General features: G+C 66.0%; 14 protein-coding genes. 8 read left to right on the top strand and 6 right to left on the bottom strand.

What is annotated here, in order from left to right; genetic code table 11:
- Positions 1 to 60 precede the first annotated feature (60 nt).
- The 3 genes from ACZYY4_RS10265 to ACZYY4_RS10255 are packed head-to-tail and all read left to right on the top strand — an operon-like array spanning position 61 to position 4,060.
- Positions 61 to 483: an MmpS family transport accessory protein gene (locus ACZYY4_RS10265; protein WP_463809862.1), complete on the top strand. Its 423-nt coding sequence runs from the start codon at positions 61 to 63 to the stop codon at positions 481 to 483.
- On the top strand, positions 480 to 3,365 hold the full coding sequence (locus ACZYY4_RS10260; protein WP_463809861.1) for an MMPL/RND family transporter: 2,886 nt from the start codon (positions 480 to 482) through the stop codon (positions 3,363 to 3,365). Before ACZYY4_RS10265 ends, ACZYY4_RS10260 begins: the two co-directional genes overlap by 4 nt.
- A 29-nt stretch (positions 3,366 to 3,394) precedes the next feature.
- Positions 3,395 to 4,060, top strand: a complete 666-nt coding sequence (locus ACZYY4_RS10255) for a TetR/AcrR family transcriptional regulator (RefSeq protein ID WP_463809860.1) — start codon at positions 3,395 to 3,397, stop codon at positions 4,058 to 4,060.
- Between the two features lie 16 nt (positions 4,061 to 4,076).
- On the opposite strand, the gene ACZYY4_RS10250 is transcribed toward ACZYY4_RS10255, so the two are convergent.
- Entirely contained in the window at positions 4,077 to 4,952 is an 876-nt protein-coding gene (locus ACZYY4_RS10250; RefSeq protein ID WP_463809859.1) for an LLM class F420-dependent oxidoreductase, read from the bottom strand.
- Positions 4,953 to 5,094: 142 nt separating this feature from the next.
- On the opposite strand from ACZYY4_RS10250, the gene ACZYY4_RS10245 reads away from it, so the two are divergent.
- Together ACZYY4_RS10245 and ACZYY4_RS10240 are read left to right on the top strand one after the other, a co-directional pair.
- Positions 5,095 to 6,900 (top strand): fatty acyl-AMP ligase, encoded by a 1,806-nt coding sequence (locus ACZYY4_RS10245; RefSeq protein ID WP_463809858.1) that lies wholly within the window; start codon positions 5,095 to 5,097, stop codon positions 6,898 to 6,900.
- A gap of 87 nt (positions 6,901 to 6,987) precedes the next feature.
- Complete coding sequence (locus tag ACZYY4_RS10240; RefSeq protein WP_463809857.1) at positions 6,988 to 8,145, top strand: PPE family protein; 1,158 nt, start codon at positions 6,988 to 6,990, stop codon at positions 8,143 to 8,145.
- Here the strand turns inward: ACZYY4_RS10240 and ACZYY4_RS10235 are convergent.
- From ACZYY4_RS10235 to ACZYY4_RS10225, 3 genes are all read right to left on the bottom strand, one after another.
- Entirely contained in the window at positions 8,111 to 10,951 is a 2,841-nt protein-coding gene (locus ACZYY4_RS10235; RefSeq protein ID WP_463809856.1) for an MMPL/RND family transporter, read from the bottom strand. The two genes, ACZYY4_RS10240 and ACZYY4_RS10235, sit on opposite strands and share 35 nt — an antisense overlap.
- The gene (locus ACZYY4_RS10230) at positions 10,948 to 11,379 is read right to left on the bottom strand and encodes an MmpS family transport accessory protein (RefSeq protein ID WP_463809855.1); all 432 of its coding nucleotides are present in this window, start codon (positions 11,377 to 11,379) and stop codon (positions 10,948 to 10,950) included. Before ACZYY4_RS10230 ends, ACZYY4_RS10235 begins: the two co-directional genes overlap by 4 nt.
- Before the next feature lie 100 nt (positions 11,380 to 11,479).
- Entirely contained in the window at positions 11,480 to 12,091 is a 612-nt protein-coding gene (locus ACZYY4_RS10225; protein ID WP_463809854.1) for a TetR/AcrR family transcriptional regulator, read from the bottom strand.
- An 81-nt stretch (positions 12,092 to 12,172) separates the two neighbouring features.
- Between ACZYY4_RS10225 and ACZYY4_RS10220 the strand changes: the two genes are divergently transcribed.
- Together ACZYY4_RS10220 and ACZYY4_RS10215 are read left to right on the top strand one after the other, a co-directional pair.
- On the top strand, positions 12,173 to 13,099 hold the full coding sequence (locus ACZYY4_RS10220) for a metal-dependent hydrolase (RefSeq protein ID WP_463809985.1): 927 nt from the start codon (positions 12,173 to 12,175) through the stop codon (positions 13,097 to 13,099).
- Positions 13,099 to 14,244 (top strand): DUF7802 domain-containing protein, encoded by a 1,146-nt coding sequence (locus ACZYY4_RS10215; protein ID WP_463809853.1) that lies wholly within the window; start codon positions 13,099 to 13,101, stop codon positions 14,242 to 14,244. Before ACZYY4_RS10220 ends, ACZYY4_RS10215 begins: the two co-directional genes overlap by 1 nt.
- A gap of 2 nt (positions 14,245 to 14,246) precedes the next feature.
- Here the strand turns inward: ACZYY4_RS10215 and ACZYY4_RS10210 are convergent, their stop codons facing one another.
- Positions 14,247 to 15,020, bottom strand: a complete 774-nt coding sequence (locus tag ACZYY4_RS10210) for an enoyl-CoA hydratase/isomerase family protein (protein ID WP_463809852.1) — start codon at positions 15,018 to 15,020, stop codon at positions 14,247 to 14,249.
- 109 nt (positions 15,021 to 15,129) lie between these two features.
- Between ACZYY4_RS10210 and ACZYY4_RS10205 the strand changes: the two genes are divergently transcribed.
- Positions 15,130 to 15,510, top strand: a complete 381-nt coding sequence (locus ACZYY4_RS10205; protein WP_463809851.1) for an NYN domain-containing protein — start codon at positions 15,130 to 15,132, stop codon at positions 15,508 to 15,510.
- A gap of 3 nt (positions 15,511 to 15,513) precedes the next feature.
- Here ACZYY4_RS10205 and ACZYY4_RS10200 read toward each other — a convergent pair whose 3' ends face one another.
- Positions 15,514 to 17,133: an FAD-binding protein gene (locus ACZYY4_RS10200; protein WP_463809984.1), complete on the bottom strand. Its 1,620-nt coding sequence runs from the start codon at positions 17,131 to 17,133 to the stop codon at positions 15,514 to 15,516.
- Positions 17,134 to 17,218: the final 85 nt, after the last annotated feature.

The raw sequence follows: 17,218 nt of genomic DNA, 5'->3' as shown, positions 1-17,218 counted from the left end.
TCGGGCCGTCCTGCTTCCGGGCCAGATGAACGAGGGAGAGGCGCGCGCCGGGTGTATCGAGTGTTGAGGCGGTTCTGGATTCCGCTGCTGCTGGTGGTCGTCATGGCGCTGGGCGGGTATGCGATTGTCCGGATTCGCCAATCCCTGGGGCACCAAGGCCCGAACTTGGCGGAGGGCTCCGCGATTACCGAGAACTTCAACCCGAAGCACATCACCTACGAGGTCACCGGGACGGGCGGGACCGCGAACCTCAACTACCTTGACGAGAACGGCCAACCCAACCTGATCGAAAATGCCTCGCTGCCTTGGTCGTTCACGATCGTGACGACGCTACCGTCGATGTCGGCCAACATCATCGCTCAAGGCGATCGCAATGTCAGTGACCTGCGGTGCCGAGTGACGGTCGACGACAAGGTGCGCGATGACCGGGCCAGCACCGACACCGTCAAACCGTTCATCTACTGCCTGGTGAAAAGCGTATGAGCGACACCGACACGACGCCGCATCGCCCGTTCTTAGGCCGGATGGTCCGGATCTTCTCGGTGCCGATCATCCTCATCTGGGTGCTGCTCGCAGTCGTCCTGGGCACGGTGATCCCATCGCTGGGCAATGTCGCAGCGACCCGGTCGGTTCCGATCAGCCCCACGGGTGCACCGTCGTACGAGGCGATGCTGAACATCGGCAAGGTATTCCAGCAGTACGATTCGGACTCCACGGCGATGGTCGTGCTGGAGTCCGACGACCATCTCGGCGATGCCGCGCACAAGTTCTACGACGAGATCGTCGCCAAGCTCGAGGCCGACCACGAGCACGTGCAGAACGTTCAGGACTTCTGGAGTGACCCGCTTACCGCGGCGGGCTCACAGAGTGTGGACGGCAAGTCCGCCTACGTGCAGATCTTCCTGGACGGCTCGCAGGGCACCACCGAAAGCCACGAGTCGGTGGCCGCCGTACGTGACATCGTCGCCTCGGTTGACCCGCCACCGGGTATCAAAGCCCACGTTGCGGGCAACACGGTCCTCAACGCCGACACCAGCGTGGCCGGGCATCAAAGCATGTCGAGGCTGGAGTTGGTGTCTGTCGCCATCATCATCGTGATGCTGCTGACCATCTACCGCTCGGTGGTGACGATGCTGGTGTCGATGTTCGTCATCGGGCTGGGACTGTTTGCCGCGATGGGTGTTACGGCCGCAGCCGGCAACGTGAACATCATCGGTCTGACCCCGTATGCGGTGAGCATGGTGACGATGTTGTCCATTGCGGCGATAACGGATTACCTGATCTTTCTACTCGGCCGATATCACGAGGAGAGATCGAAGGGCCTTGATCGCGAAGAGGCGTTCTATGTTTCCTACAGCGGCGTCTCGCACGTCATCCTGGGGTCCGGGTTGACCATTGTGGGCGCCTTGATGTGCCTCGGCATGACGACGCTGCCCTACTTCCAGACCATGGGCCCGCCCTGCGCGATCGCGATTCTGGTGGTCATCGTCGCGTCACTGACGTTGGCGCCGGCGGTGGTCACCGTGGCATCGAAGTTCGGACTGCTCGACCCCAGACAGAATCTCTCGACGCGCAACTGGCGCAAGGTCGGAACCAGCACGGTTCGCTGGCCCATTCCGATCATCTTGCTGACCGGCGCGGTCGCCGTCGTGGGGTTTGTCAGCCTGTTGACCTATGTGCCGCAGTACAACGACCAGAAATTCACTCCCGCCGATATGCCCGCCAACCTGGCAATGGCCGTCGCGGACCGGCATTTCTCCCAGGCCCGGATGAACCCCGAACTGCTGATGTTGCAGACCGACCATGACCTGCGCACACCTTCGGACATGCTGGTGATCGAAAAGGTCGCCAAGAACATCTTTCGCATGCGGGGCATCGACCGGGTGCAGACCATCACCCGTCCACTGGGCTCACCGATCGAGCACAGCTCCATCCCGTTCCTGCTCGGCGCGCAGAACGCCGGCACCCTGCAGGCCGCGAAGTTCAACAACGACAACGCCGCGCAGCTGCTCGAACAGGCCGACGAGATGGCCAAGACCGCCGCCAGCCTGGAACGCATGTACACGATCATGAAGGAGACCAGCGAAACCACGCACAGCATGGCGGGCAAGACGCACCAGATGTCGACAACAACCGCTGAATTGCGCGACCACATCGCCGATTTCGATGATTTCTTCCGGGTGTTCCGCAACTATTTCTACTGGGAGCCGCACTGCTACGACATCCCTATCTGCTGGTCGCTGCGGTCGATCTTCGACACCATGGACGGCATCGACCAACTCGCCGAACAGATCCAGAGTCTCACCATCGACATCGACCGTTTGGACGAGTTGATGCCGCAGATGCTGCCGGTGCTGCGGGAGAACATCGACTCGATGAACAAGATGCACGACATGATGATCGCGACCCACAGCACCATGGCCGGCACCCAGGCCCAACAACAGGAACTGGCCAAGGGCGCCACCGAGATAGGGCTGTACTTCGACCAGGCCAAGAGCGATGACTTCTTCTATCTGCCGCCGGATGTGTTCGACAATCCCGACTTCAAGCGCGGCATCAAGATGTTCATGTCACCGGATCACAAGTCGGTCCGGATGATCATCACCCACCAGGGTGACCCGGCCTCGGTGGAGGGAATCGCCCATGTCCGCGACCTCAAGGATGTCGTCGCGGACGCGCTCAAGGGCACCCCGCTGGCCAGCGCGAAGGTCTCGATCGCCGGTACTGCATCGTTGTACGCCGACATGCAGGACGGCGTGGTAATCGACCTGATGATTGTGCTCATCGCGTCGCTGATCCTGATCTTCTCGATCATGCTGATCATCACCCGCAGCGTGGTGGCCGCCGTCGTGATCGTCGGCACTGTGGCTGCGTCGCTGGGCATTGCGTGTGGAATATCGGTGCTGCTCTGGCAGGACATCCTGGGCCTGGGCGTGCAATGGATCGTGATCCCGTTGTCGATGGTGATCCTGCTGGCAGTGGGGTCGGACTACAACCTGCTGCTGGTGTCACGACTCAAAGAAGAGATACACGCCGGGCTCAACACGGGCATCATCCGAGGCGTGGGGGCTACCGGACGCGTCGTCACCGCGGCCGGCCTGGTGTTCGCCTTCACCATGATGGCGATGATCGTCAGCGACCTGCGCGTGGTCGGCCAGCTCGGTACGACCATCGGTATCGGCCTGATCATCGACACGTTGATGGTGCGGGCGTTCATGACGCCATCGATTGCTGCGGCGTTGGGTCGTTGGTTCTGGTGGCCGCTCAACACCTTTAAGATCACCGGGCATGACGGCAGCGGACCCGAGCCGAGGCCGGCGCGCGGCGGAGAAGACACCGCGCCCATTCCGACAACAACTGCGTGAGTGGCGCCAACCGATCAGGAGAGCTGGTGATGGAGTTGTCGGTCGCCGGTTCCGGCCATAGCGCAGTCGCGAGATCGAAACTGCGCCAACGCACCGACGGTCGGCTCGATCGCTCGCGTGATTCCGCGATTCTCGATGCCGCGCTGGCCGCGTTGACGGAGAACGGGTACAACGGCACGAATATGAACGACGTCGCCACCCGAGCCGGAGTCGGCAAGGCAGCGATATACCGCCGCTGGTCGTCGAAGGCCGCGTTGATCACCGATGCGCTGGTGTACTGGCGGCCAGACCTGATCGGCGATGATGCCCCGGACACCGGCAGCCTTACCGGCGATTTCGACGCGCTGGTCGAACGTGTGGCGCGCAACGACAGCGAGCGGATCCCCAACGATCTGATACTGCGGGTGGCGATGGAGGCGATGCACGATCAGCATCTCACCGCAGCCCTCGACGACCTGATGATCCTCAAGGGCAGGCGCACGGTGACGGCCATCCTGCACCAGGCGGTGGCGCGCGGCGAGCTCGCACCCGATCGGGACTGGTCGCTGATCGCCGACGCCTTGACGGGAATGGGCCTGATGCGGGCCATCAACGGTCAAAGCGTCGACGCGAAGTTCATCCGGAGCGTCATCGACACGCTCATCCTGCCTGCTGTCTGCGCGGCGAACACCCGGCCTGGCGGGAGCGCGGAGTAGCGAAGCCGCCGGCGCATCAGCCGATCTGGGCCAACCTGGGTGCCAACTCGTCGCCGAGTCGGCGCACGAAGCCGATTGGGTCGGGGTTGCCCGGCAGCGGTCCGGTGTGGACGAGGTCGAAACCCAAGCCGGCGCAGTAGTCCACGGTCCGCAGATAGCCGTCGAGATCGGTGAACGGGTCGTCGAACAGTCCGACGGTCTTGCGGATCTCAGCCGGGTCGCGCCCGATTTCATCGCAATGACGTCGCAGCACATCGACTTTGCGGCTCAGGTCGTCGGGTCGCAGCACGGTGCCGTTGCGGTTCCACACGTCGGCATAGCGGGCGGCCAGTCGCAGTGTCTTCTTCTCGCCGCCACCGCCGATCAGCACCGGTGGCTGCGCGGTCGGCCGCGGCTCGCAGATGGTCTCGGCCAGCTGGTAGTGCTTGCCGAGGTATGGCCCGTCGTTCGCACTCCACATCTGCTTGCAGATCTGCAGCGTCTCTTCCACCATCTCGAAGCGGTCGCTCAGTGGCGGAAGCGGCACGCCGAGACCGGCGTGTTCGCGCTCGTACCAGCCGGTCCCGAGACCGAAGATGAATCGGCCGCCCGACAAAGCATCCAATGTGGCAGCGGTTTTGGCCAGCACGCCGGGGTGGCGGTAGGTGACTCCGGTCACCAGCACACCGAGTGGGATGCTGCGGGTCCGACCGGCGACATAACCCAGTGCGGTGTAGCACTCCAGGAAGGGATCCTGGGCGCGGCCGAGTTGTTCCATCTGAAAGAAGTGGTCCTGCATGGTGAACATCGCTGCGCCGGCATCTTCGGCTGCGGCGGCGGCTCCGGCCAGCACCGGTCCGAGCCAGGCCGGGTCACCGGGCTGAAAATCGACGAAATGTATGCCTAACTCCATCGTGGTGGGCGTCCTTTGCGGTCAAGGCAGAAGAAGACGGGAAGCGACAGGCCGCGACTGCTCAACCCATCATCTAGCTGCAACCACGCCGCACCACGGATACTTCCGGGCCGCGGTTTCGCGGACACTTAGACTGCGGGGCATGACGGGCCTGGTGCAGATCGAGGAGTGCCTGGACGCCGACGGGGGCATCATCTTGCCGCCGGATACCACCTTGATCTCGCTGATCGACCGCAACATCGCCAACGTCGGCGATGCGGTGGCCTTTCGCTACCTCGACTACGCCGGTCCGTTCGAGGGCCGGGCGGTCGAACTGACCTGGACACAACTCGGCGGGCGACTGCGGGCCATCGGCGCCCGACTGCAAGAGGTCACCGCCCCGGGCGACCGGGTGGCGATCTTGGCGCCCCAGGGACTCGACTACGTCACCGGGTTTTATGCGGCGATCAAGTGCGGCACCATAGCGGTGCCGTTGTTCGCCCCGGAACTGCCTGGGCACGCCGAGCGACTCGACACCGCGCTGCGTGACTCCAGCCCGACCGCCGTCTTGACCACCGCGGCGGTACGCGAGATCGTCGAAGACTTTCTGCGGGAGCTGCCGCAGCCTTTGCAGCCGCGTGTAGTCGTCATCGACGAGATCCCGGACTCGGTCGCCGAAGCATTCGTGCCCGTCGAAATCGACGTTGACGCCGTGTCGCACCTGCAGTACACCTCGGGTGCCACCCGGCCGCCGATCGGTGTGCAGGTGACCCACCGTTCGGTGGGAATCAACTTACTGCAGATGATCCTGTCCATCGACATGCTGGACCGAAACACGCACGGGCTCAGCTGGTTACCGCTCTACCATGACATGGGCCTGTCGATGATCGGGTTTCCCGCCGTCTATGGGGGACACTCCACGCTGATGTCGCCGACCGCGTTCATCCGCCGGCCGAACCGCTGGATCGACGCCCTGTCGGACGCATCGCGGCGCGGCCGGGTGGTCACCGCCGCACCGAACTTCGCCTACGAACTGACCGCCCAGCGCGGCCTGCCCGCGCCGGGCGCCGACATCGACTTGTCGAATGTCGTGATGATCATCGGATCCGAGCCGGTCAGCATGCCGGCCATCACGGCGTTCAACGAGGCGTTCGCCCCGTATGGGTTGCCGCGCACCGCGATCAAGCCGTCCTACGGAATCGCCGAGGCCACCCTGTTCGTGGCGACGATCGATCCCGACGCCGAGGCGAGTGTGCTGCACCTGGGCCGCGATCAACTCGGTGCGGGCTGGGCGGTGCCGGTGGCCCCCGACGCCCCGGATGCGGTGGCCGCGGTGTCCTGCGGTCGGGTGGCCCGCAGCCTGTGGGCGGTGATCGTCGACGGCGAAACCGGCGAGGAATTGCCCGACGGCCACATCGGCGAGATCTGGCTGCATGGCGACAACGTGACCGCCGGCTATTGGGGCCGGACTGATGAGACCCGGAGGGTCTTCGGCGCTCGCCTGCGACGCCGGCTGGCCCAGGGCAGTCACGCCGAGTGTGCACCGATCGACGGGAACTGGCTGCGCACCGGCGATCTGGGCTTCTATCGCGACGGCGAACTTTATGTGACCGGCCGGACGGCGGATTTGATGAACATCGGCGGTCGCAGCCACTATCCGCACGATGTCGAGGCCACGGTGGCGCAGGCCTCACCGATGGTGCGCAGTGGCTACGCGGTGGCGTTCACCGTCGCGGCCGAACCGGTCAGCCGACTGGTGATCGTCGCCGAGCGCGCCACCGGCACCGGCCGCAAGGATCCCGCACCGGCGATCGCGGCGATCCGCGCGGAGTTGACCCGGGTGCACGGGTTGGCCGCCTCCGACATCCGATTCGTACCGGCCGGGGCGATCCCGCGCACCACCAGCGGCAAACTCGGCCGTACGGCCTGCCGCGAGCAGTACCTTTCGGGCGCGCTGGATCAGCGCTGACCTCCCCGAGGCGGCGCCGCCGCCCCGCACAGCGGGCGCACAGCCGGGACATGCCGGGCACCAAAATTAGCTAGCTAGCCTTCCTAAATGGATTTCGGAGCCTTGCCGCCGGAGATCAATTCGGCGCGGATGTATGCCGGGGCGGGGCCTGGTTCGCTGCTGGCCTCTGCCACAGCCTGGCAGGACCTGGCCGGCGAGCTGAACTCGGCAGCCGCGTCCTACAGCTCGGTGATCGCGGGCCTGACCAGTGGAACCTGGGTCGGACCGTCGTCGGTGGCCATGGCGGCCGCAGCCGGCCCGTACATCACCTGGCTCAGCACCACCGGTGCGCAGGCGCAGCACGCGGCCACCCAATTGTCCGCGGCTGTCGGGGCTTACGAAACCGCGTTCGCGGCAACGGTTCCACCCTCGCTGATCGCGGCCAATCGCAGCCTTCAGGCGACGCTGATCGCGACTAATCTCCTGGGGCAGAACACCGCGGCGATCGCGGCCACCGAGGCGGAGTACCTGCAGATGTGGGCTCAAGACGCCGCGGCGATGTATGGCTATGCCGGGGCGTCAGCGGCGGCCACCCAGGTCACGCCGTTCAACTCTCCGCCGCAGACCACCGACCCGTCCGGTCAGACCAGCCAGGCCGTTTCGGTCGCTCACTCCGCCGCCGCCACCACGGGCGCCGACACCGAGACATTGATGACGCAAGGGCCGCAGCTGATCTCGACAACCCCGGCGGCCCTGCAGAGCCTGGCGGCACCGGCCACCGAGACGTCCTCGGGTGCCTCCGCGTCATCGCTGTCCAGCCTCAGCTCGCTGAGCATGCCGTTGCGCATGGCGATGATGCCGATGAGCATGCTGATGCGGATGCTCATGGGGGGTGCCAACGGAGCCAAGGGGGCCGCGGCGCCGGTCGCAGCGGCCGGCGCGCTGACGTCGGGGACCGGCGTGGTGACGCTGACCGGCTTCACCGGCGGGCAGGCGGCAACGGCAGGCCTGGGCCGAGCCGCCTCGATCGGAGCGCTGTCGGTGCCGCCGGCATGGACCGGTATGGGTGCGGCCGCCGGCCCAGCCGCCGCGGCACTGCCGGTCACCGGTCCGGTGGCGGGCCCGGCAGCCGGGATGGGACACGGGTCGGGGCTGCCGCCGATGGTGCCGATCGGGAATCTGGCTGCACGCAACGGCTTCGGCGCTACCGCCACCCAATACGACTTTCGTCCTACCGTGATCCCGCGGTCACCGGCAGCGGGGTAGTAGCCGGGCGGGGGTGTGGGGTGAGCCGCACCCGTTGCGGCCACCAGAACCACCGGCCGAGCAGCGCGGCTATCGCGGGGGTCAGGAACGAGCGCACGATCAGCGTGTCGAACAGCAGACCGAGCCCGATCGTGGAGCCGGCCTGTCCAATCGAGTACAGGTCGCTGGCGGCCATCGACATCATGGTGAACGCGAACACCAGGCCCGCCGCGGTGACCACCGACCCGGTCCCTCCGATCGACCGGATGATCCCGGTCTTGATCCCGGCACCGATCTCCTCCTGGAATCGCGAGACCAGCAGCAGGTTGTAGTCGGATCCCACCGCCAGCAAGATGATCACGCCGAAGACCGGCGCGATCCAGTTCAGTTCCAGCCCGAGGAGGTGCTGCCAGACCAGCACCGTCAGCCCGAACGCCGCGCCCAGCGACAACAGCACGGTCCCGACGATCACCGCCGAGGCCACCAGTGCCCTGGTGATCAACAGCATCACGATGAAGATCAGCGTCACCGCCGCCACCCCGACGATCAGAATGTCGTAGCGCGACCCGGTCTGGATGTCGTGGTACACCGCCGCCGTTCCGGTGAGATAGAACGTGGCGCCGGTCAGCGGCGTGCCCTTCACCGCGTCGTGTGCGGCGGTCAGCATCGGTTCGACGAAGGAAATCCCTTTGGGCGTAGCCGGATCCGCGTCGTAGGTGACGATGAAACGCGCCGCGGTGCCGTCCGGGGACAAGAACAACTTCAGGCCTTTTTGGAAATCCGGATTGTCGAACGCCTCCGGCGGCAGGTAGAAGTAGTCGTCGGCCTTGGAGGCATCGAACGCCCGGCCCATCTCGGCGGCGGTGTCGGTCATCCGCGCCATCTGGTTGATCAGTCCCGAGAAACTCGCATGCATCGAGAGCAGGCTGCCCCGCATGGACTGCGCGACTGCGATCATCGGGTCGAACTGCCCGACGAGCTGCGGCATCACCGCGTTCATCTCGGCCATGTCGGCCAGTAGTGGCTGCATGTTCTCGCTGAACTTGTCCATCCCGTCGTAGGCGTCGAAGACCGACCGGACGGCATGGCAGACCGGGATGCTCGCGCAGTGCTGCTCCCAGTAGAAGTAGTTGCGGACCGGCCGGGCGACATCGTCGAAATCGGCGATGTGGTCCCGGATCTCGTCGACGGTCTGCTGGATTGTCACCATGTCGGCGGTCATCTTGGCGGTGGTGGCGTCCATGTGGCCGACCAGGTCCCGCAGCCGCACCATGGAGTCGATGGTGGCGCCGAGGTCGTCGCTCATCCTGATCATGTCCGACATCCGATCGGTCATGAACTGCAGATTCTCGGTGATCGGGACGGCCTGCATGCTGAGCTGGAAGGGAATCGAGGTGTGGTCGATGGGGCTGCCCAACGGCCGGGTGATGCTCTGCACCCGTTCCACGCCGTGGGAGCGGAACATGTTCTTGGCGATCCGGTCCAAGATGATCATGTCGGCGGGATTGCGCAGGTCGTGGTCGGCTTCGACCATCAGCACGTCGGGGTTCATCCGCGCGGCGCTGAAATGGCGTTCGGCGGCGTCGTAGCCGACGTTCGCCGGCAGGCCGGCCGGGATGTAGTGGCGGTCGTTGTAGCTGATCTTCATGGTGGGCAGCACGAGCATGCCGGCCAGCGTGACCAGCAGCGCCGCAACGAACACCGGTCCCGGCCAGCGGACGTTGGTGGTGCCGATGCGCCGCCAGCCGCGTCCTTCCACTCGTTTGGGATCGAGGGCGGGGGCGGCGACCGCGACAACGGCCGGAGCGACGGTGAGCGCGCCGGCGATCACCACCAGCAGGCCCAGGGCCGAGGGGATGCCAAGTGCCTTGAAATAGGACAGCCGGGCGAAATGCAGGCACAGGGAGGCCCCGGCGATGGTCAGTCCCGAGCCCAAGATCACATGCCAGGTGCCGCGGAACATGGAGTACCAAGCGGTTTCGCGGTCTTCGCCGGCGTTGCGGGCTTCGTGGTAGCGACCGATCAGGAAGATGGCGTAGTCGGTCCCGGCGGCGATCGCCAGCGAGGACAGCATCGCGACCACGAACGTCGAGAATCCCAGCAGCCCCGCATCGCCGAGTAGCGCGACGAGGCCTCGTGCGGTGCCCATCTCGAAGCCGACCATCACCAGGGCCAGCGCCACGGTGGCCGCCGAGCGGTAGACGATCGCCAGCATGACGATGATGACCAGACCGGTGACGGCCATCATTTTGAGCATGCTCTTGTCGGCGGCTTCGGTCATGTCGGTGGTGAGCGCGGCCTGTCCGGTGACGTAGGCCCGCACACCGGCCGGCGGTGGCACCGCGGCGACGATGGTGCGCACCGCGTCGACCGATTCGTTGCCCAGGGTGCTGCCCTGGTCGCCGGAGGTGTTGATCTGCGCGTAGGCGGCGCGCCCGTCGCTGCTCTGCACACCGGCCGCGGTGATCGGGTCGCCCCACAGGTCGGCGATGTGCTGGACGTGGTCGTGATCGGCGGAGAGTTTCGCGACCAGGCCGTCGTAGTAGCGGTGCGCATCCGGGCCGAGTTCGGTGTCGCCCTCGAGGACCAGCATCACCATGGAGTCGGAGTCGAATTCGTCGAACGTCTTGCCGATGTGTTTGGCGGCGATCATCGACGGGGCGTCCTGCGGAGACATCGTGACCGCATGGTCGCGGGCGACCGATTCGATCGGCGGGACCAGCACATTGAGGCCCACGGTCAGTAGCAGCCAGCCGATGATCAGCGGCCACGCCAGCCGGCGGACCAACCGCATGTACACCGGGCGGGGGTTGCCGTGGCCGCTCATGCCGCTTTCACCAGACAGAAGACCTGGGCATGATGCCCGGTCGCGACCTGCTCATCTTTGATCTCACCGTTGACCGTGATCCGGCAGCCGATCCGGTCGCCGTCGCCCTGAGCCACCACGTTGCCGATCACGGCCGGGCTCGTGGTGGTGATCATGTAGCTCCACGGCAATCCGGTGAACGAGGCCCCCTCGGGCTGGGTCTGCTCGTTGAGGTAGCTCACACCGCCGGTGGCGCCCTCGGGTCCGAAAACCTGGTACACGACCTGCTTTTCGTTGATCGATTCGATCACCTGGGAACCGCTGCCGTCCCAGCCGAAGATCTCATCGGAGCCGAATGCGCCGCGCAGGTTGACCACGGCCACGGTTCCGGCAACCGCCGCCGACGCCACGGTCAGAGGCACCCAGGCCCGTTTCAACGTCGCACGCATTGTGGCTTCCCTCTGTCGGAGTCTTTCGACCAATATATACCCCGGGGGGTATAAAAATATTCCGACAGAACTTCCGGGGTGTGCCCGAGGGCTGGTTGACCTAGTTGACGGAGTGTTGCTGCTGGGCCGCGACGGCTTCGCCCAGCCAGCGCCGCAGAAACCGGCGCAGGCCGTCGGCGGGGCGATCGGGATCGTTGGGTGCCACGACGAACGACAGCATGACCCGCAAGGTGAACTCGACGAGTTCGCGCAGGCTCGCCTCGTCGTAGCCGTGCAATTCCCAGTCGACGTCGAAACGCTCGATCATCCGCATCCCGAAAGCCCGGGCCTCCTCGGAGGCCATCTCCTGGGCGTGCGGCGACGAGGAGGACAGCATCGCGCCCAGATGGGGGGAGTGAGCCACCGCGTCCAGGGTGTAGAGGGTGCCTTCGGTGAGTGCGTCGGCCGGATCATGAATGCCCCGCACGTGTTCGGTAAGCCGGTTGAGGAAGCCGTCGACCGAGGCGATGGCCACGGCGCGCATCAGGGCGTCGGCGGTGGGGAAGTAGCGATACACCGTCTGTCGGATGACGCCCAGTGAGCTGGCGACGTCGGCGAGCGACACCGCCGATCCCGTCTCGGCGACCAGGTCGACGGCCGCGGCGATGATCCGCCGGCCGGCCTCTTCGTCGCTGTGGGGCGGGTTGCCGCCCCAGCCACGTCGGCGTGCCATCAGTGCTCTTCTTGACAACCGTGACGCATCGAACAATCATACGCGAAGACGTTCCTTTGTATGTTGATAGTCGAGGTGGCCATGACCGACCTGATCGTGCGCAAGTTGCGGTTCGCATTCGCCGAACATCCCGTTCCCTTCCTGTGGAACGAGGCCAACCCGGCGTTCTCGTCGATGGCCAATGCGGTGTCGCTTCTGGCCATCGGGTTCGAGAAGATGATCGGCAGCATGATCGCCGAGGCCATGCCGCTGATCACCGACCCGGTGGTCGCCGAGGAGGCCGACGCCTTCGTCCGCCAGGAGGGCCAGCATTCGATGGCCCACCGCGGCCATGCGCGGGCGCTGCTCAAGGCCTACCCGGCGCTGAAGGAGACCGTCGACGAGTGCAATGCGATGTTCGACGCCATGACCGCCGAGAAGTCATTGGACTATCGGCTGGCCTACACCGCCGACCTGGAAGCGACGTTCACCCCGGTCTTCAAACTGATGCTCGACCACGACGACACGCTGTTCGCCCCGGGGGACGACCGGGTCGCGTCACTGTTCCTGTGGCACTTCGTCGAAGAGGTCGAGCACCGCAGCTCCGCGTTGATCATCTACGACCACGTCATCAACGATCCGTGGTACCGGATGCGGATGGCGCCGTCGATCTTCAAACACGTGATGAGCGTGATCAAGGTGGCGTGCCTGGGATTCAACAAGCACATCCCGCTGGAGGACCGCAAAGTCGATGCGCTGTCCATGTTCACCACCTACCGGGGCAAGCAGTCGTGGCGACGACGCCTTCCGTTCGGCTGGCCGGCCGATCAAGGGCCGGTAGTGGACGCCTTCAAACATCTGCCCAAAGGTGAGCTGCTCACCGCCGTGAACGGGATCGTGCGCAGTCAGCTGCCCAATCACAAACCGGCGCACGAGAAGATCCCCACCTTGGCGCAGGAGTGGTTCGCCCGATACGACCAGGGCTACGACGTGACCAAGTGGTACACCGCCGAGGAGAAGAGCGCCTGATGTCGTGTGCACCGACTTTCGAGCGTCTCGCCGAGTCGCTGGGCTTCTCGTGTTCGGAGGCCGGCGGGCTGGTGGAGTTCCGCAACCCGCTGCACCTGGAGAACGCGACACTGCCGGTGCTGGAGATCACCGTGATCATCGGGGCGGTGCTGGCACTGGTCTACGCGATCAACCGGTTCCGGCGCCACGGGGATGCCACCAACCTCGCGCTGTGGTTCGGGGCGATCGCCTACCTGCTGATCATCGAGCCGCCGCTGTACTTCCCGGCCGCGTTCGGGATCGCCGAGCATGTCGACACCATGTTCGCGCACAACGTGTTCAGCGTCGCTTTCCTGTGGGGCCGGCTGCCGCTGTACATCATCGCGATCTACCCGATGATGGCGACCGTTGCCTTCGAGATCGTCCGGATCCTGGGGGTGTTCCGCCGCTACGGCGTCGTCGTCGGCGCCGTGTGCGTGGGCTTCGTCCACCACGCCTTCTACGAGATCTTCGATCACCTCGGTCCGCAGCTGCGCTGGTGGGAGTGGTCGGTGGACAACCCGCTGAACCAGCCGATGTTCACCTCGGTGCCGATGGGCAGCGTGGTGGTGTTCGCGGCGTTGTGGCCGGCGTCGCTGGCGTTCTGCGTGCAACTGCTGGTGGGGCGCCACGTCGACGCGGGAAGGCGATTCAGCGGGCCGCAGGTGGTGTGGCGGACCATCGTCATCGGAGTGTTGGCATCGCTGGGGACGGGCATCCTGCCGCTGCCGGCAACACTTCTCGGTGCCGCCACCAACGGCAGGCTGATGGGGATCGCCTATGTCGCAGAGCTTCTGGTCATCGTGGCGGTCGCCGTGCCGGTGCTGGTCATGCAGTGGCGGCGGCTGCGGTTGAACCTGATCATCGGCGACCGCCACGACAATCCGCTGATGGTCCGCTATGCGGCGGGTTATCTGTCGGTCATGGCGGTGCTGTGGCTGACGGCGCTGCCGGCCCACCTCGATGCGGTGGGAGGGCTGACCGCCAACGGCGACCCGGTGGGAAGTCTGTGGTACACGGTCGCCTGCTTCACGGTGGCCTACCTATGTGTCGCGGCCGCGGCGACGGTCCCGCCGATCCTGCCGGAGGCACCCGAGCCGGCGGCGCAGGTACCCGCCGCGTTCTGAGGTCAGCGGCCTTGCCAGCGCGGCGGTCGCTTCTGGCGCCAGGACTGCAGTCCCTCGACGACGTCGTCGGTCGCCCCGGTCACTTTGCGCATGGTCTCGCCGAATCGGACGGCGTCGATCCAGCTCATGTCGGCGCTGCGCCACGCCACCTCTTTGGTGGCACGCTGGGCCAGGGGAGCGGCCTTGGTGAGCGTGCGCGCCCAGGACCGCGCCGTCTCCTGCAGGTCGGCCGGTTCGACCACCTTCCACACCAGCCCGATGTCCTTGGCCCGCTGCGCGGTCATCGGTTCGCCGGTCAACAGCAGCTCCATCGCGTTGGCCCAGCCGACCCGTTGCGGTAGCCGGATGGCGCCGACGATGGTCGGCACTCCGAGCAGGACCTCGGGGAAGCGGAACACCGCCTCGGTGCTGGCGATCACGAAGTCGCAGAACAACAATCCGGTCAGCCCGTAGCCGACGCACGGGCCGTGCACCGCGGCGATGGTCGGCTTGAAAAGCTCCATGCCGGACTCGAAGGAGTTGATGGTGGGCTTCTCCCAGAAGGTGCCGGCGAACGTGCCCACTGCGCCTTCGGAATCGGCGAGGTCGGCTCCGGCGCAGAAGACCTCCCCGTTGGCGGTCAGGATCCCCACCCAGGCGTCCTCCTCGGCACGGAACCGCTCCCAGGCCGCGTTGAGATCGGTGCGCATCGCCCCGTTGATGGCGTTGCGGGCTTCGGGCCGGTTCAGGGTGATCGTGGCGACGTGGTCGTTGCACTCATAGGTGACTGTGTTCATGGCGCCACTCCTCCTCATCGCTGGCGTCCCCCTCGCCGCTCCGCGGCTGGGGGTGCCCCCACTGCATCGTCGTGGCGCAGACTCATGGCTGCACCGTACCGTCGGAAGGATGCGGTGGGTCGTCGACGCGATGAACGTGATCGGTTCTCGCCCGGACGGCTGGTGGAAGGACCGCCACGCCGCGATGCTCCGGTTGACCCGACAGGTCGAACAGTGGGCGGCAGCGGAAGACCGGCGCGTCACCGTGGTGTTCGAAAGGCCGCCGTCCCCGCCGATCAGCTCGAAGATGATCGAGATCGCCGCGGCTGCGCGAGCCGGCGCGAACTCCGCCGACGACGAGATCATCCGGATAGTGCGCGCCGACCAGCAGCCGCAAGACGTCACCGTCGTGACGTCCGATATCGCCCTGCTCGGCCGGGTCCTTGACGCTGGAGCCAACACATACCCCGCCAGGCGATTTCGGGACCTGATCGACGAGACGCCGCGATAGCGCTCAGTCGGGAAGCTGACCGGCCGCGCTGGCTCCGGCGCGGCGACCGGCGAACACGCAGTCGGCGATCGACAACCCGCTGACATACGACCGCGACGCGATGCCGATGGCGGTGCGACCGGCGCTGTAGAGCCCGGGAATCGGTGTGCCGTCGGCGTCGACGACCGCTCCGGTGTCCTCGGCGACGCGCACCCCGCCCAGGGTCAGCATCGGGGTCGGCAGCAAGACGTTGGGCCGCACCGAGATGTCCAAGAGGGTGAACGGCGCCCGGTCGATACGACGGCGGAAGTCGGCCGGCTTGCCGACCGGATCCTCGGTTCCGGAGTCGATCGCGTCGTTGTGCGCGGCGACGGTGGCCTGCAGGCCGTCGGGGTCGATGCCGGCGGACCGGGCGACCTCCGCCAACGTCTTTCCGCGCGCCGCGCCGGTCAACATCAGTGCGGCGGCCTGGGCGCGCTGAAACCACAGGGTCTGGGTGAGCAGCTGGCGCCGGGCCTCCGACATCAGAGTGGCATCGGCCAGAATCCAGCCGTTGCTGCCGTGATCCTTCACCAACGCCTGACCCAGGGCCGCACCGTAGCGGGTCTCGTCGATCACCCTGCCGCCCTTCTCATCGACGACGATCGAGGAGATGAACGCGCTCGGTGGGGTGATGAACCGCCACGCCGAGACGTTGTCCATCCGGTCGGTCACCGCGCCGGCGCTCTGGGCCAGCGCAATACCGCTGCCATCGTCTCCGCTGGTGCCCAGCGGCAGCCCGCCGTTGAATTCCGGTGCGTAGCGCTTGCGCCACTCGGTGTTGGCGATGAAGCCGCCGGCGCAGATGATCACCCCGCGTCGCGCGATGATCTCGATGGGCCGGGCGTAACGGCGCTCCAACTTGTTCAGCCGACGATCCATCGCGGCGCGCAGTGGCGGGTAGTAGACGCCGGGCTTCGACGAGACCGCGGCCAGCCGCGCGTAACGCCGCTGGATGCGCCGCGGCGCCTGGCCCATTGTCAGGGCCCGCACCCCGATCACCCGCCCCGATGAGTCCTGCAGCAACTCGGTGACGCCTGTGTGCGGCCGGAAGTCCACGCCGAGCTTGCCTGCTGATTCAGCCAGCGGCGCATAGATCTTCTTCCCCGAGGTGCCCCGGCCGTAGGCCCGGTGGCCGCGTTGCACCGGTGGAGTGTGGGCGCGGAACGCCCCGGCGTTCTCGCTACCCGAGTGATACAGGTAGTAGCGGTTGTTCGGAAACGAGGTCTTGTACGGGCACAGACCCGCGTTGAACGGCACTCCGTGGCGTTGCAACCACTCGATCATCTCCGGGCTGGTGTCGACGAACCGCCGCAGCGTTTCCGGGCTGACCGCATCACCGACCTCCAGACGCAGATAGTCCAGCATCTGCTCGGGGGTGTCCTCGACGCCGGCGTCCTTTTGGACCGACGTCCCGCCTCCGGCGTAGATGATGCCTCCGGAGATCGCGGTGGCGCCGCCGCCATTGGCGCGATCCACGGCAATGACCTCGGCGCCCAGTTCGCTCGCCGTGATCGCGGCGGAGGTACCGGCTGCGCCGAATCCGACGACGATGATGTCGGTGGTCACACTGGTGGCAGTCACGCGCTGTCTCCTCGATGAAATGGGCTGATCGGCCCCCAATGTAACAGCACGTAGTTGGCTCCAGACGATGGTGACCAGCACGTATGACTTTCCGTCCGAGTAGGAG

The sequence above is a fragment of the Mycobacterium sp. IDUB_21 genome, assembly GCF_055419425.1.
This window is presented reverse-complemented; position numbering and strand designations above follow the sequence as displayed.